At 66.0% G+C, this 14,095-nt stretch carries 14 protein-coding genes and 1 pseudogene; 5 read left to right on the top strand and 10 right to left on the bottom strand.

The window, feature by feature from the left end:
* Position 1 precedes the first annotated feature (1 nt).
* From ACHMW6_RS20285 to ACHMW6_RS20255, 7 genes and pseudogenes are all read right to left on the bottom strand, one after another.
* Positions 2-1,492 (bottom strand): annotated as a pseudogene (locus tag ACHMW6_RS20285) (TonB-dependent receptor); the annotation flags it as partial.
* A 332-nt stretch (positions 1,493-1,824) separates the two neighbouring features.
* Positions 1,825-2,427: a TonB-dependent receptor plug domain-containing protein gene (locus tag ACHMW6_RS20280; RefSeq protein ID WP_395399344.1), complete on the bottom strand. Its 603-nt coding sequence runs from the start codon at positions 2,425-2,427 to the stop codon at positions 1,825-1,827.
* On the bottom strand, positions 2,346-4,610 hold the full coding sequence (locus ACHMW6_RS20275) for a TonB-dependent receptor (protein WP_395399342.1): 2,265 nt from the start codon (positions 4,608-4,610) through the stop codon (positions 2,346-2,348). The genes ACHMW6_RS20280 and ACHMW6_RS20275 overlap by 82 nt, the downstream gene beginning before the upstream one ends.
* Before the next feature lie 13 nt (positions 4,611-4,623).
* On the bottom strand, positions 4,624-5,121 hold the full coding sequence (locus ACHMW6_RS20270; protein ID WP_395399340.1) for a heme-binding protein: 498 nt from the start codon (positions 5,119-5,121) through the stop codon (positions 4,624-4,626).
* A gap of 25 nt (positions 5,122-5,146) precedes the next feature.
* Positions 5,147-5,620 carry a hypothetical protein gene (locus tag ACHMW6_RS20265; RefSeq protein ID WP_395399338.1) on the bottom strand — a complete coding sequence of 158 codons (474 nt, stop codon included), beginning with the start codon at positions 5,618-5,620 and terminating at the stop codon, positions 5,147-5,149.
* Between the two features lie 9 nt (positions 5,621-5,629).
* On the bottom strand, positions 5,630-5,980 hold the full coding sequence (locus ACHMW6_RS20260) for a hypothetical protein (protein ID WP_395408668.1): 351 nt from the start codon (positions 5,978-5,980) through the stop codon (positions 5,630-5,632).
* A gap of 135 nt (positions 5,981-6,115) precedes the next feature.
* Complete coding sequence (locus ACHMW6_RS20255) at positions 6,116-6,397, bottom strand: hypothetical protein (RefSeq protein WP_395399336.1); 282 nt, start codon at positions 6,395-6,397, stop codon at positions 6,116-6,118.
* Between the two features lie 479 nt (positions 6,398-6,876).
* Between ACHMW6_RS20255 and ACHMW6_RS20250 the strand changes: the two genes are divergently transcribed.
* Genes ACHMW6_RS20250 through ACHMW6_RS20240 form a run of 3 tightly spaced genes read left to right on the top strand, consistent with a single transcriptional unit; the run spans position 6,877 to position 9,014 of the window.
* Positions 6,877-7,299 carry a DUF6152 family protein gene (locus tag ACHMW6_RS20250; RefSeq protein WP_395399334.1) on the top strand — a complete coding sequence of 141 codons (423 nt, stop codon included), beginning with the start codon at positions 6,877-6,879 and terminating at the stop codon, positions 7,297-7,299.
* A 12-nt stretch (positions 7,300-7,311) separates the two neighbouring features.
* Complete coding sequence (locus ACHMW6_RS20245; protein ID WP_395399332.1) at positions 7,312-8,067, top strand: hypothetical protein; 756 nt, start codon at positions 7,312-7,314, stop codon at positions 8,065-8,067.
* 8 nt (positions 8,068-8,075) lie between these two features.
* Entirely contained in the window at positions 8,076-9,014 is a 939-nt protein-coding gene (locus tag ACHMW6_RS20240) for a hypothetical protein (RefSeq protein WP_395399330.1), read from the top strand.
* Between the two features lie 22 nt (positions 9,015-9,036).
* On the opposite strand, the gene ACHMW6_RS20235 is transcribed toward ACHMW6_RS20240, so the two are convergent.
* The 3 genes from ACHMW6_RS20235 to ACHMW6_RS20225 all read right to left on the bottom strand — a co-directional run bounded on the left by ACHMW6_RS20235 (position 9,037) and on the right by ACHMW6_RS20225 (position 10,580).
* Positions 9,037-9,477, bottom strand: coding sequence for a cytochrome c (locus ACHMW6_RS20235; RefSeq protein ID WP_395399328.1), 441 nt, complete (start codon positions 9,475-9,477; stop codon positions 9,037-9,039).
* A gap of 235 nt (positions 9,478-9,712) precedes the next feature.
* The gene (locus tag ACHMW6_RS20230) at positions 9,713-10,093 is read right to left on the bottom strand and encodes a response regulator (protein ID WP_395399326.1); all 381 of its coding nucleotides are present in this window, start codon (positions 10,091-10,093) and stop codon (positions 9,713-9,715) included.
* Complete coding sequence (locus ACHMW6_RS20225) at positions 10,086-10,580, bottom strand: GAF domain-containing protein (protein WP_395399324.1); 495 nt, start codon at positions 10,578-10,580, stop codon at positions 10,086-10,088. The genes ACHMW6_RS20230 and ACHMW6_RS20225 overlap by 8 nt, the downstream gene beginning before the upstream one ends.
* 111 nt (positions 10,581-10,691) lie before the next feature.
* Between ACHMW6_RS20225 and ACHMW6_RS20220 the strand changes: the two genes are divergently transcribed.
* Together ACHMW6_RS20220 and ACHMW6_RS20215 are read left to right on the top strand one after the other, a co-directional pair.
* Positions 10,692-13,079, top strand: a complete 2,388-nt coding sequence (locus ACHMW6_RS20220) for a penicillin acylase family protein (protein ID WP_395399322.1) — start codon at positions 10,692-10,694, stop codon at positions 13,077-13,079.
* A gap of 71 nt (positions 13,080-13,150) precedes the next feature.
* On the top strand, positions 13,151-14,080 hold the full coding sequence (locus ACHMW6_RS20215) for a GGDEF domain-containing protein (RefSeq protein WP_395399320.1): 930 nt from the start codon (positions 13,151-13,153) through the stop codon (positions 14,078-14,080).
* The last annotated feature ends 15 nt before the right edge of the window (positions 14,081-14,095 follow it).

Here is a 14,095-nt window from a genome sequence, read left to right as displayed (position 1 = left end):
ATCAGAGGCGTGCGCGGAATACCGCGGCCAACGCGCGCTCATATCCTGGTTGAATCGTCACCGCCCCCGAACTGCTGAAGGTGCCGGCGCCGGTCGCATACGCTTTGTTAAACAGGTTTTTCGCTACCACCGAGAATTCATAGCGTCCATTCTGGCTGCCGATCGAGATGCCGCCGTCGGTCAGGGAATAGGCGCGCTGGTAAGTGTACTCCGACTGGTTGGATGCGAGGTAGGAGCCGGAGCGGTAGGAATTGTTCAGGAAAACGCGCCCCAGCAGGCTGCCCACCGGATGCGTATAGTCGAAGCCCGCGTTGACGATGACCTTGGGCGCGCCGTGCAGCTGGCGCCCGGCAAAGTTGACGATGGTCGTGACCGACGTATCGGGCGCCGTAGTGGTGAAATCCAGGTAGATGGCGCGGTTCCAGGATGCGTTCAGATTCAGCTTGAGGTTGCGCGTGGCGGCGTAGTTGGCTTCCAGCTCCAGGCCGCGTGCGCGCACGCCGGGGATGTTGCCCAGATAGGTGCGCGTGCCGCTGCTGGAGGTAGGATCCTCCACCGTCAGGTTGGCCTGGTAGTCCGTGACCTTGGTCTGGTACAGGTTGGCGTTCAGCAGCAGGCTGCGTCCCAGCAGCAGGGATTTCACGCCCAGCTCATAGTCGCGCGCCTTTTCCGGGTTCACATTCTGCGGCGTGCCAAGCAGCGCGCCGGAAGCCGTGACGAATTCCACCGCGCCCGACTTCTCGCCCTGCGAGGCCGATGCGTACAGCAGCACGTTGTCGTTCAGCTTGTAGCTGGGGCTGAGGAGCCAGGACAGGGAATTGGCGCTGATGGCCTGACCCTCCTTCCAGTCGTAGATCGCACCGGAGCCACCGATGGCATTGGTGTACAGGGCCTTCGCCGCGTTCCAGGCCGCCAGGTCGGCGGCGTTGTTCAGGTTCAGGCCATACAGTGCGGCTTTCGAGTTGTCGCTGCCCGCCGCATTGGTCAGGCCCGTACCGGCGCGGTCCAGTTCCCTGCGGTTGCGGCCCGTCTTGCGTTCATGCGTTTCGCGCAGGCCGGCCGTCAAGGTGGTCTTGTCGTCCACATGCCAGTTCAGCTGGCCGAAGGCGGCCAGGCTGGTGGTCTTCGGCTCCAGCACATAGGAGCGGTAAACGCCATCCTGCGAGGCGCGCAGCAGGCCACGGTACTGTGGCGCGCTGAGGGCCGCGTACTGTGCGTTGCTGGCGTTGAAGGCGCCCGCATCGGCGCCGAAGGATGTCGGGTCGTCGCTGTAGACTTTGGCGCGCAGGCCGTACAGGCCGACCTGATAGTCGATGGCGGCGCCGAGCGGGGAAGTCAGCCGCAGTTCCTGCGAACTCTGGTTGTTCCACAGTTGCTGGCCGCCGTTGCCGATATCGAAGCGGGTCACGCCGCCGTTCTTGATGTCGAAGTGCTGGTTGCGATGGGCCGTGATGGAGGTCAGCGTATATCCCCCAGTTGCGCGTTGATCTCGGCCGAAATACCGTTCTGGCGCGTGCGCTGGGGACGGGCCTGCGAATCCTCGATCTCATTGTTGCCATACACCGGCCGGTAAGGCGTACCGTCCGCGTTGTTGAAGTAGCTGCGTGCGAGGCGGCTCGCAAACGTCGTGGTGCGGGCCGGCCCGTCGGCGAAGTTGGCCGGGCCGTTGCCGACCAGCAGCGACTTGTTGCCATTCTCCGAGGACTGGATCTCGTCCAGGATGATGCGGGCCGAAAGATCTTGTTCGGCGTGAGCAGGAATTGCAGGCGGCCGCCGACGCGGTAAGTCTCGTTCCAGGTTTCCGGCCGGACTGCCACACGTTTTTCAGTACGCCATCCTTCTTGTTGATGAAGAAGGAGCCGCGATAGGCCAGCACGCCATCCTCGATCGGGCCCGTGGCGGAGACCTTGCCTTCCAGGTCGTTGTAGCTGCCGACGCGGGCTTCATAGGTGTAGCCCGGCGTGAAGCTGGGCGCCTTGGTCGTGATATTGATGACGCCCAGGGTGGTGTTCTTGCCAGCAGCGTGCCCTGCGGGCCACGAATCACTTCGATGCGGTCCAGGTCCACCCAGTCGGTCCAGTTCTGGCCCACATAGCTGCTGGCCACGCCGTCCACGATCACGCCGACGCTGGGCTCCATTGTGTCGTTGGCGGTGTTCTTGCCGATGCCGCGCAGCGAAATGCTGGTCTGGCGCGGATTGCTGCCGAACAGGCCGAGGTTGGGCACCTTCTGCGTCAGGCCGGCGATGCCGACCACATTGTCGCGCTCGAGCGTGGCGCCGCTGACCACGGACACCGGGACCGGCACATCCTGCGCCAGTTCTTCGCGGTTGCGCGAGGTGACAGTCACGTTGTCGAGGGTGACGACCTTGTCGTCGTCGGCTGGCGCCTGCTGTCCCGCTGCCAGCGCCGGCGCCCCGGCGGCCATGGCGCACAGCGCGATGGCGGCTGCTGCGGCGGCGCGCAGATTCGAGATTGGGGACAGTCGCTGGTTGAATAGTCTTTCGCATTGGCTGGCTTTCTATAGGTTGATGAAATCAGAAGGTGTTGCGCAAGGTGAGGCGCACAGTGCGCGGCTCCACCGGATGGACCAGGCGGCCGTCGATGCCGCCGTTGCAGGCGCCGCTGGCTTGCTCGTTGCGGCTGCAGGCGGCGCCCCGAATACTCGATGTCGTTGCCGGCGCGGTTGAACAGGTTCAGGATGTCGGCAGACAGTTGCAGGCTGCGGCTGAAGCGGTAGCCGGCGCGGATATTGGTGGTGAACAGGGGGTGCGATCTTTCGCGGCCCGTTTCTTCCAGCGCGTAGGCGCCGATATAGCGTGCATGCAGGCCACCGAACCAGCGCCCGCCCGGATCGGCGCTGACGCCCAGCGAGGCGGTGAAGGGAATGGCGTTCGGCACGCGATCGCCACCGCCTTCGACCGGCTCCTTGAAGCGCGCCCGCGACAGCGCCAGGTCGGCATCGATCACAATGCCGTCGCGGGGACGGAAATAGTTGGACCACTCGACGCCCCGGCGGCGGGAGGCGCCACGCGGCTCGGTCACGCCTTCGTCGCCGACGAAGACCAGTTCGGAGGCAAGCGCCAGTCGCCAGAGCGTGACGCTGCTGGTCCAGCCGGGCAGGGGCTCGGTACGCAGACCCAGTTCAGCGCCGTTGGCGCGGGCGAACAGGCCCAGTTTTTCAGCGGGCGAGCCATCGGCGGGATTGACTTTCGACGTTGCGCCGCGCCCATCGTTGCTGTGGAAGCCATAGCCCCAGTTCGCGTACAGCTCGGTGCGCGCCGATGGCGCCAGCACGATGGCCAGCTTGGGGCTGGTCTGGCTGGCCGAGGCGTCGCCACCGTTCTGCAGGTTGTAGACTCCTCCCGTGGCGGTGGTGCTGGCGCGGATATGGTCCTGGCGCAGGCCGAGCGTGGTGCGCAGCCAGGAAGTCCAGCTGCTGCGCAGTTCCGCGAAGGCTGCCGCTTCAGTTTCGCGCAGGCGGTCCTGCCGCACCGTGCCGGTACGCTGCCGGTTGACGGTCGTGTATAGCCCCAGCGTGCCTGCCCGGTCATGGCGCAGCTGCAGGCCTGCCGTCACTTCGTGCGGGCCGGCTTGCCAGGATCGCTGGATCTCGCCACCCCACAGATTGCGGCGGTCTTCCTGTTCGTGCTGGTCGCCTTCAGGTCCGCCGATGAAGCCGGAGGCCGAGGAGAACAGGTTCAGGCCGTAATGCACCAGGTAGGCTGCCAGCCGCAGGGCGCCCGCATCGTCGTCGCGCGCCCACTGACCGGACAGGTTATAGCGATAAGTTTCGCCGCCGTCGCCGCCGGACAAGGCGCCAAAGCGCCCGATCTCGCCGCTGTCGATGGCGCGCTCGGGAACGTGCTCGGTGGCGTCCCAGCGAGAGCGGTAAGCTTGCGCGGTCAGCGCATAGCCGTTCGCGCTGCTGCCTTCGGACCAGCGCAGCAGGCCGTTCGCCTTGCGCAGTCTCTCGGGCTGGTCCCACGGCCCATTGTTTTCAGCCAGTTCCAGGGCGCCGAGCAGGGCCGGACCTGCGCCGCTGCTGCTGCCGGCCAGCAGCGCGCGGCGGAAGCCATGCGGGCCGGCGGCCAGCTCGGCAAGCGGCGCATCCAGCCTGCGCTGGTAGTCGATGCGCGCCGTGCCGGTCGTGGCGAAGTCGCCATCCTCAGCCGCATAAACGCCTTTGCGGTAGCGCACCGAGGCCACCAGTTCCGGGATCAGGAAGTTCAGGTCCATATAGCCCTGGCCGTGGGCATGGCTGACGATATTGACCGGCACGCCCGCGACGCTGGTAGCGAAGTCGCTGCCATGATCGAGATTGAAGCCGCGCAGGAAGTACTGGTTGGCCTTGCCGTCGCCGGAGTGCTGGGTGACGATCATGCCCGGCACCGTTTCCAGCACTTCCGCGGCCCGCAGCAGCGGGCGCCCCGCCAGTTGCCCAGCGCCCAGCGTGCCTTCGCCCGCCGAATCAGCCACGCCCAGCAGGGCGCCGTGGCCGGCGGTCACGGTGATTTGCTGGAGCAGGGGAGCGGCATCGTTGGCGGAGGCTGCAAGCGGCAGGGTAAGTGCGGCCGTTACTGCGAGGTGAAGGAAAGAACTGCGCTGCATAAATCCTTTCGTGTTATTGCAATCGGTCCTGTACTTTCGCCAGTCCGGCCTGGGCGCAGGCTTCGTCCACGTCGCTGCCGCGTGCACCGCCCACGCCGATGGCGCCGATCACGGTGCCGGCGACCGAGATCGTCAGGCCGCCCCCGCGTGCATTGAAGGACGGGTTGGCTGCCAGCTTGTCGGCCAGGGCCTTGTCGCTCTTTGCCTGTTCGCCCAGCTTGCTGGTGGCGCTGCCGAATGTCAGTGCGGTGATGGCCTTGTTCGTGCTGGAGGCCACGCCGCGCGCGTGGGCGCCGTCCGTTGCCAGCAGGGCTTTCAGCACGCCGGCCGAATCGACCACGCTCACGCTGACTTTCTGCTGCCGGGCCGTACAGGTATCGAGGGCGGTGCGCGCCGCTTCCAGCGCCAGTTCGAGTGCCGGGCCGCGTGCCGGCGGCGCAGGAGGTGCGGGCTGGGTCTGGGCGATGGCTGGCATGAGGGGAAAGGCGAGGACGATCAGGATTTTTTTCACGACGGTTTCCTTGGAAATGGACGAATTAAACGAAGCCGATGGCGCGGCCGGCGAGGCCGACGCCGAACCACAGCGTCAAGCCCAGGGCGGCGCTGCCGCGGGCCAGCAGGGGAGGCAGAGGCGCATCGCTGGCGAGTCGCCGGGCGAGGCCGGCCTGCAGCGCCAGGGCGGCAAGCAGCAGCGCAATCTTGGGCACGAAGGCCGGGTTGGCGATGTAGCTGACGGGCGCAGTCAGGAACAGCAGGCTGCCGGAACCGATGGTCAGCACCAACCCGAGGCGCAGCGCCCAGCGCGTGCCCCGCACCACGTCGCGCAGCGGCTGCCGGCGCAGGCCCCAGCCCAGCAGGTGCAGGTTCACCAGCAGCAGGGCGGTCAATAGCAGGATCAGGCCCAGTACATGGCCGATCTGGATCAGCAGCACGGTGGCCGGCGTGGCGTCGCGCAGGGCGGCGCCGAGCGCGGTGGATTGCAGGGTGGTGGCGAAATCAACAAGCGGCATGGGCTTTCCTCAGGCAGAGTAGTAAGGGATCAGGCGGCCGCTGATGGTGACCACGCCCCACAGCGAGAGCGACAGCCAGCCGGCCAGCCTTGCTGCGCGGGGCGTGGCGGCCTGGTCGACCCAGACTGCGCCCAGCTTGCCCCACCTGAATTCGAACAGCAGGGCATTGATCACGGCCGCCACCAGGGCAAGGACCTTGACCAGGAAGGCCGGGTTCTTTACCAGCGAGTCCGCCTCGGCCCAGAACAGCAGGATGCCGGTGGCAAAGGTCAGCGCGAAGCCGGTGAAAATCCAGCGCCGCAGCTGCGTGAGGATCTGCGACACCGGGACCTGCGGCAGGAATACGCCGATCAGCCGCAGGTCGGTGAAGAAGATCAGGCCGAAGGACAGTGCCAGGCCAAGCAGATGGATGCCTTCGATCAGCGGGAACAGGATGGAGCGACTCGCGCAGGTAAGTGCCGAAGGCGGATTCGCTCAACTGAAGGGCCAGCTCGTTCATGGCAACGCGGCCTGCTGGTTGGCGCTGGCAACCTTCGGCTGCGGCGGCGCGATCTTCGTCAGCTTGCCGCCTTCGGCCTCATAGTCCTGCGCTCCCGCGGCGCCGGCGACCTTGTAGCCCTTGGCGATCAGCAGGTCGGCGGCCTTGGTGGCGCGGCCTGCGTGATTGGACAAGGTGATGATGGTGCGGTCGTGTGGAATGAAGGCGAGGTTGGCTTCGAGGTCCTTGGCCTGGATGCTCAGATACGGAAGGGAAGCCGCCGATGCTGCTGATTTCATCCGGACGGCGCACGTCCAGTATCAGGATCTGGTCGGATAGGTGAGGAAGCCATCGAGCTGCTGGCGCGTGAGCTTGGCGGCCAGCGACTTGCTGCTCGGCGGCCGGTGCGGACGATGCGGCCGGCGCCTGCTGGGCGTATGCGGAGCCGGTTGCAAACAGCAGCGCGGCGGCGATCAGGGTGGCGGTCTTCTTCATGTGAACTCCTTGAGTTGGTGTTGGGTTGCATCTTCAATAGCAGGCGCCGTGCCAGCGCCGCGCCGTGCCCCGCGGCACACCGGCAAGTGCTTGATTTGTCACGCCGAAGCCCTGTTTTCGCTGCTGCTGCGGGGCGCGCACAGCGGGCGCCGCATTGCTGCCGGTGCAGCAGGCGTGCGCGGGTCCTGTTGCGCGATCAGCAGAAAAGGCGCAGGAATGCCGCCAAACCGCGTGGCACGAAGGTTGCAAACGAAAGGGGTACGTTCAACAACTGGAGTCATCAATGCGTATCTCGAGGTTCATTCCCGTCCTGCTGGCGCTTGCAGCGGCGGGCGCGTTGCACAGCGCGCAGGCGCACCATGCGTTTGCCGCCGAATTCGATGCCAATCAGCCGATCGAGCTGAAAGGCACGATCACCAAGGCCAAGTGGGTCAACCCACATAGCTGGCTTTATTTCGACGTGAAGGGGCCGGACGGCAAGGTCACCAACTGGGGCGTGGAGTTCGGTGCGCCGAATGCGCTGGCCAACAAGGGCTTGACCAAGTCCGACCTGAAAGCGGGCGACGAAGTGCAGATCAAGGGTTACCGCTCCAAGAGCGGCGAAGCCTTTGGCTACAGCGTGTATGTGACGCTGGCCGACGGGCGCACTTTCCAGACCGGCGGCGCGCAGGATGCTCCGACCGCCGCGGCGCCCCTTGCACGCTGAGAGGGGACGCCATTGAATAACAAGTCACTGATTTCGGCAGGCTTGCTGGCGGCCCTGCTGGCCGGCGGAGCGGAGGCTGCCGGCAAGATACCGCGCGCGGCCAACGGCAAGCCCGATTTCTCCGGCATCTGGCAAACCACCAGCGCGGCGGACTATGACCTGGAACCGCATTCGGCGCGCAAGGATGCGCCGCCGGGGCCGGGCATCGTGGAAGGCGGCGCCATTCCCTACCTGCCTGCGGCGCTGGAGCAAAAGAAGAAAAATTTCGATGCCCGCGACAAGGCCGATCCGCGCAGCAAGGGCTGGACCCTTGGCACACCGCGCGCCGTGTATTACCCGGAACCCTTCCAGATCTTCCAGCGCGGGCGCGACCTGACCCTGGTCCACCAGTTCGGCCATTCGGTGCGCACTATCCACACCAACGGCACGCCGCACCCGGAAGGCGAGAACAAGGAATTCTGGCTGGGCGACTCGCGCGGGCGCTGGGAGGGCGATACCCTGGTGGTCGATGTCACGCACTTCAACGACGAGACCTGGCTGGACCGCGCCGGCAATTTCCACAGCGATGCGCTGCACGTGGTCGAGCGCTGGAAGTATCTCGATGAGAACACCGTCGAATACAAGGCCCGCATCGAAGACCCGAAGGTATTCAGCGCGCCATGGGATATCGCCGTGGTCCTGTACCGCCACCGCGAGAAGAACTTCCAGCTGATCGAAGACTACCGCTACACGCTCGACTACGAGCAGTACTATCCACCCAAGCCGTAAAGGACACCATGAAGAAAACTCTGCTCTACGCCGCCCTCGCCGTGGCGCCGGCCGTGGCAACCGCCCAGGATGCCGCCCCGCGCCGCATCGGCTTCGAATCCTCGTACACCGATATCTCTTCAGGGAAGTGGACCGGACCGCGCACGTCGGACGGCCAACCCGATGTGCAGGGCCACTGGTCCAACACCATCGCCAACCACAGCAACTTCACCGACCCGCAAGGCGGCGTGCCGGGTGACCCGAAGCCGTCCCGCCGCGCCGTGGAGCCGCGCGACACGCGGGCGCCCAGTCGCGTTACCGACCCGCCGGACGGCCAGGTGCCGTTCCAATCGTGGGCGCGCGCCAAGCAGCAGGAGTTCGTGGCCAACTTCCACAATCCAACCGCGCCGCAGTACATCGAGCCGCTGGCCCGTTGCGCGCCGGGCGGCGTGCCGAAATCCTTCATGTGGCACGGCTACGAGATCCGCCAGTACCCCGGCTATGTGCTGTTCCTGTTCGATTCGGGCACGCGCATCATCCACCTGGACGGCAAGCCCCACCTGGACAAGAAGATCAAGCTGTGGAACGCCGATTCGCGCGGCCACTGGGAGGGCAATACGCTGGTGGTTGACGCGACCAATAACAACGGCAAGGCGCTGTTCGGCCGCTCGGGGGAGTTCTTCAGCGAGAATGCGCAGGTGACGGAGCGCTATGTCTTCGCGCCGGACGGGCAGCGCTACAACTACAAGGCAACCATTACCGACCCCACGGTCTACACGCGGCCCTGGACGGCCACGATTCCGGCGCGCCGCCACACCGATCCTTCCACGGCGGACGGCTGGCACTACCAGGTGGCGCTCGATCACGCCGGCAAGACGCCGGTGGTCGAGCATTACGAGAGGATCTGCGCCGAGAACAATATCGGCTTCGGCAACGTGTCCACGGCGCAGGCCGGCCAGGCGCGTTAGGTTCAGCGGCCCCCGCGCCGCTTCAGGGCTGGCCGGCGGCCTTCAAGGGCGCCGGCCATTTTGCTTTTGGCCCCTCGGCGGATGGATACCAGAAGGATTGGTGGCAGCGCTCGCAAGCCTGGTCGATCTGGCCGCCGGCAAGCAGCAGGCGGTCGGCATTGCGGGCCTCGATGGCCGCCAGCGCTTCGCCTGCCGCCTGTTGCAGGTCGCGCGCGCGTGCCTGAAAGCCGGGGCGGTCTGACTTGATGGCCTGTTCGACCTCATGTGCCTTCAGCACGCCCGCCACATGGGCATCTTCCACCTGTTTGCCGCCATGCGTGACCGGCCGTTCCTGGGCCGCCAGCAGTTTTGCGCCCTCGATCAGTGTGGCGGCACGGGCACGCAGGGCGCGCCACTCGGCGTCGCCGTGCGGCCGTTTTTCTTCCACGCCAAGCTTGGTGACTTCAGTGCTGACCGAGTCCACAGCGCATCGGCCGAGGGATCGACTATGGTGGCCATGATGTCCTGTATCGATGGCTGTGGCGCTTCGCTGGGCGTGCAGGCGGCCAGCAGGGCCAGTGCGGCGGATGCCGCGGCTGCGGCGTAAAGGCGTGGATTCATGGGATGGTCGTCGGGTAGCTTCGGATCCTGAAGCTTAAGCCGGCGGCGCTTGGCGGCGAACTAATCAAATCCGCTATGGATATGCGCTTTCCGGCGCTTCAGCCCTGGGCCAGGGCGGCGAAGGTATCGAGCAGGGCGCGGGCGCGGAAAGGCTTGATGATGATGCGGTTGACGCCGCGCTCGCGCAGCGCTTCCAGCAACACGCTGTCGCATCGCGCGGCCAGCACGGCGACCGGGATGCTGGCCTTGCTGATGGTGCGGCCCTGGCGCAGCTGGTCCAGCAGGGCCAGGTCATGGCCGCCGTTGGCGTCGATGGACAGAATGGCGCCGTCGAAGCGCTGCTGGCGCAGCAGATCGCGCGCCGCCACCACGCTGGCGGCTTCGTGGACATTGGCCATGCCGAGCGAGCGCGCGGTGAGCGCCACGGTCCGGCGCAGCATGGTTTCCGGCTCCACCAGCAGCATGTTCAGTTCAGGCATGTTCGCCCTCCAGTTCCTGCATCAGCAGGCCGCGCAGCGTGGAGAAGATGGCCATTTCCACGTCGTCCAGCCGGCGCGGGCGGGTATCGATCAGGCACAGGGTGCCCAGCGCATAGCCGTTGCGCAGGATGAGCGGAGCACCGGCGTAAAAACGGATGTGGGGCGCGCCGCTGACCAGCGGATTGTCGGAAAAACGGGTATCGGCCAGCGCATCGGGTACGACCATGATATCGCTGCGCATGATGGCGTGGCCGCAGAATGAAATGTCGCGCCCCGTTTCGCAAACATCGCCCAGGCCCACGGCCGCCTTGAACCACTGGCGCTCGCTATCGATCAGGGAAATGAGCGCAATGGGAACGTCGAACTCGCGCGCCGCAAATTCAACGATCCGGTCGAAGCGCTCTTCGCGCGGCGTATCGAGCAACAGCAGGAGATACAGGGCCGCGATGCGGCCGGCTTCATTTTCAGGAGTCGGAGCTGGAATCATGTCATCAAATGTAGCATGGGAAATCTGTTAAAGGCGCTTACACTTTTTTACTTCCTGTTCCAATTGGATTTCTGGCAAGATTCGCGGCAAGACGATAACAACGAGGGTGGCATGGGAAAGCTGGGCATCTGGATCAAACGGATCTTGATGGGAGTATTGGCATTGCTGGCACTGGTGCTGCTGGTGCTTTGGTTCTTCTTGCGCGGCAGTCTGGCCGAACTGGATGGGCGGCGCAATGTTCCTGGCCTGAGCGGCACGGTGACCGTGTCGCGCGATGCCCTCGGCGTGCCGTCCGTGGCGGGCGGCGACCGCGACGACGTAGCCTATGCCACCGGCTTTGTCCACGCCCAGGACCGCTTTTTCCAGATGGACCTGCTGCGCCGCACGGCGGCCGGCGAACTGGCCGAACTGTTTGGCGAGAAGGCCGTCAAAATCGACAAGGGCCACCGCCTGCACCGTTTCCGCGCGCGTGCCGCACTGGCCCTGATTGGGCTGCCGCAGTCCGACCGCCGGCTGCTGGAGCGCTATACGGCTGGCGTCAACGATGGCCTGAACGCGCTGGGCACCCGGCCATTTGAATATGGCCTGATCGGCGTCTCGCCGCGTTCCTGGGAGCCCGAGGATTCGCTGCTCGTGGTCTGGGCCATGTATTTCGACCTGCAAGGCGCCACACCGGCGCGCGAACTGGCGCGCGGCTGGTTCCGCGACCATGGCAGTGCCGAACAACTGGCCTTCCTGCTGCCCGAATCCACTAAATGGGATGCCCCGCTCGATGCGGCCGAGGCGCCGCCTGCCGCGCCGATGCCAGCCGAAGCGCCCGCATGGTGGGGCCAGAATGTGCCCAAGGACCCCATGCAGATCGCAATGATCGACTTCGTGGATGGCGTAGGCAGCAACAACTGGGCGGTGGCGGGCAGCCGCAGCGCCAATGGCGCGGCCATCGTGTCCGACGATATGCACCTGGGGATCCGCCTGCCCAACACCTGGTACCGCATGCAGTTGCAGATCCCTGGCGACAATGGCGGCACGCGCCGCGTGGTCGGCGTGACCCTGCCCGGCGTGCCGGCCGTGGTGGCGGGCAGCAACGGCCACGTGGCCTGGGGTTTCACCAACAGCTATGGCGACTTCATGGACCTGGTGCCGGTGGGCGAGGACAAGGGCCGCCCCGGCGAAGTGCGCCTGGCCACGGGCTGGGAAAAGCCCGCCATGCATGAAGAAAGCATCGCCGTGAAGGGGGGGGCGCCGGTGACGATGACCGTGCGCGAAAGCTCGCAGGGCCCGCTGCTGGAAACGGACGGCAAGCTGTATGCGGTGCACTGGGTGGCGCACGAACTGCTGGCCGTGAACCTCAACCTGCGCCGCATGGAACTTGTGACCACCGTGGACCAGGCTCTGGCCCTGGCGCCGACGGCCGGCATCCCGGCGCAGAACATCGTGGTGGGCGACGCAGCAGGCAATATCGGCTGGACCATCGCCGGCCCCTTGCCGCGCCGCGCGAAAGCGGGCGCCGATGCCAGCTTCCCGCTGGCGGACGGCGGTGCAGGCGGCTGGCAAGGCTTGCTCGCGCCGGAGGACTACCCTGTGCTGCGCAACCCCTCCAGCGGCCAACTGGTAACGGCCAACAACCGCCAGTTGCTGGGCGCCGGCTCGGAGCTGCTGGGCGACGGCGGCTTCGATCTCGGGGCGCGGGCGCGCCAGGCGCGTGACAGCCTGGCGGCGCTGGGCGGGAAAACCAATGAACAGGGCGTCTACGGCGTGTCGCTGGATGATCGGGCCATCTTCATGACGCATTGGCGCGACCGAGCGCTGGCCGTGCTGGACGAGCAGGCGCTGGCCGGCAAGCCGCAGCGCGCCGAACTGGCCGGCCTGCTGAAAACCGGCTGGACCGGTCATGCCAGCGTGGATTCCACCGGCTACCGCGCGGCGCGCAGCTTCATGTGGTCACTGTATGAATTGCTGTATGGCGGCGCCAACGGGGAGCTGGCCCACTTCGAGGGCGAGGCCAATGCCGCCGCGGCCACGCGCCGCTGGCCGGCCGTCGTGGCGCGCCTGCTGGACGAGCAGCCGGCCGGGTGGCTGCCGAAACAGTACCCGGACTGGAAAGCCTTGCAGCTTGCTGCCGTCGACCGTACCATCGCCAACCTGGGGCGCGACGGCAAGCCGCTGGCGGGCCGCAGCTGGGGCGAGCGCAATACCGCCGCCTTCGCGCATCCGATCGCAGGGGCGGCGCCGGCGCTGCGCAAGTGGCTGTCCGTGCCGGCGGACCAGCTGGCGGGCGACAGCAATATGCCGCGCGTGGCCGGTCCAACCTTCGGCCAGTCCGAGCGCATGACGGTCAGTCCGGGCAAGGAGGAGCAGGGCCTGTTCAATATGCCGGGCGGGCAGAGCGGCCATCCGCTGTCCCCATTTTTCCTGGCGGGACACGAGGATTGGGTGGCCGGACGCGCCGGTCCGTTGCTCCCGGGACCGGCCCGTCACGTGCTGACGTTCACTAAGTAGTTCCGTACGCCCTTTTTGGGTGCATAATGGGGGTCCGTCTTCGCAAGTCCAACCCAATGGATGAGGCAAGCATGATCAACGATTTCGCGACAGCGTCCCGGGCCACGATGCAGTTCCTGCGCCAGCGCCTGGGCTTCAAATTATGGATGGTCACCCGTACCGACGGGGATGACTGGATTGTCCTGTACGCGGACGATCACGGTTATGGCGTCCAGCCTGGGAAAGTTTTCAGCTGGGCCGAGTCCCTTTGCTCACGCATGGTGGAAGGCTCGGGCCCGAATATCGCACCCGATGCAATGAGGGAGGCAGCCTATGCGGAGGCCCCCATCAGCAAGAAAATGGACATTGGCGCCTATGTGGGCGTGCCCCTGCGGCGCGCGGACGGCACCCTGTTCGGCACCCTGTGCGCCATCGATCCCGAGCCGCAGCCCGAACGCATCCGCGAGGACCGCGACATGCTGGTGCTGATGGCGGACTTGCTCGGTGTGTTGCTGGAATCGGAGCTGAGCGCCGCCGAGGCCCAGCGCATGGCCGAACACGCGGATGTCGATGCGACCCGCGACGAGCTTACGGGTCTGTACAACCGGCGCGGCTGGGAGATGCTGATTTCACGGGAAGAGGAGCGCTGCCGGCGCTACGGCCACCAGGCTTGCGTGGTGTCCATCGACCTCGACGACCTGAAGTTCTATAACGATACCCAGGGCTATGCATCCGGCGATGCGCTGCTGATCCGCTGCAGCAAGGCGCTCAAGGATGTCACCCGCGGCTCCGACGTCGTCGCCCGCATGGGCGGGGACGAGTTTGCGATGCTGATGGTCGAATGCGATTACTTCGATGCGCAGGCCATGCTGCTGCGCGTGCAGGAGACTCTCGCCGGGTACGATGTGCGCGCTTCCCTGGGCATGGCCATGCGCAAGGCGGGCTATGACCTGGAAGAGGCCCTGGCCATTGCCGATGCGGAGATGTACCGGTCCAAGCGCACGCGCAAGGTGCTGAATTAAGACGGCGGATCAATG

It is taken from the genome of Pseudoduganella sp. UC29_106 (assembly GCF_044055365.1).
Lineage (GTDB): Bacteria > Pseudomonadota > Gammaproteobacteria > Burkholderiales > Burkholderiaceae_D > Rugamonas.
Note: the sequence above shows the minus strand (reverse complement) of the source record. Positions and strands in the feature narration are given on the sequence as shown.

What these genes read in the sequence shown, in the direction of transcription:
- ACHMW6_RS20280 (WP_395399344.1), bottom strand. Translation starts at nt 2,427, where the DNA reads ATGGCCGCCGGGGCGCCGGCGCTGGCAGCGGGACAGCAGGCGCCAGCC.
- ACHMW6_RS20275 (WP_395399342.1), bottom strand. Translation starts at nt 4,610, where the DNA reads ATGCAGCGCAGTTCTTTCCTTCACCTCGCAGTAACGGCCGCACTTACC.
- ACHMW6_RS20265 (WP_395399338.1), bottom strand. Translation starts at nt 5,620, where the DNA reads ATGCCGCTTGTTGATTTCGCCACCACCCTGCAATCCACCGCGCTCGGC.
- ACHMW6_RS20255 (WP_395399336.1), bottom strand. Translation starts at nt 6,397, where the DNA reads ATGAAATCAGCAGCATCGGCGGCTTCCCTTCCGTATCTGAGCATCCAG.
- ACHMW6_RS20250 (WP_395399334.1), top strand. Translation starts at nt 6,877, where the DNA reads ATGCGTATCTCGAGGTTCATTCCCGTCCTGCTGGCGCTTGCAGCGGCG.
- ACHMW6_RS20240 (WP_395399330.1), top strand. Translation starts at nt 8,076, where the DNA reads ATGAAGAAAACTCTGCTCTACGCCGCCCTCGCCGTGGCGCCGGCCGTG.
- ACHMW6_RS20230 (WP_395399326.1), bottom strand. Translation starts at nt 10,093, where the DNA reads ATGCCTGAACTGAACATGCTGCTGGTGGAGCCGGAAACCATGCTGCGC.
- ACHMW6_RS20225 (WP_395399324.1), bottom strand. Translation starts at nt 10,580, where the DNA reads ATGATTCCAGCTCCGACTCCTGAAAATGAAGCCGGCCGCATCGCGGCC.
- ACHMW6_RS20220 (WP_395399322.1), top strand. Translation starts at nt 10,692, where the DNA reads ATGGGAAAGCTGGGCATCTGGATCAAACGGATCTTGATGGGAGTATTG.
- ACHMW6_RS20215 (WP_395399320.1), top strand. Translation starts at nt 13,151, where the DNA reads ATGATCAACGATTTCGCGACAGCGTCCCGGGCCACGATGCAGTTCCTG.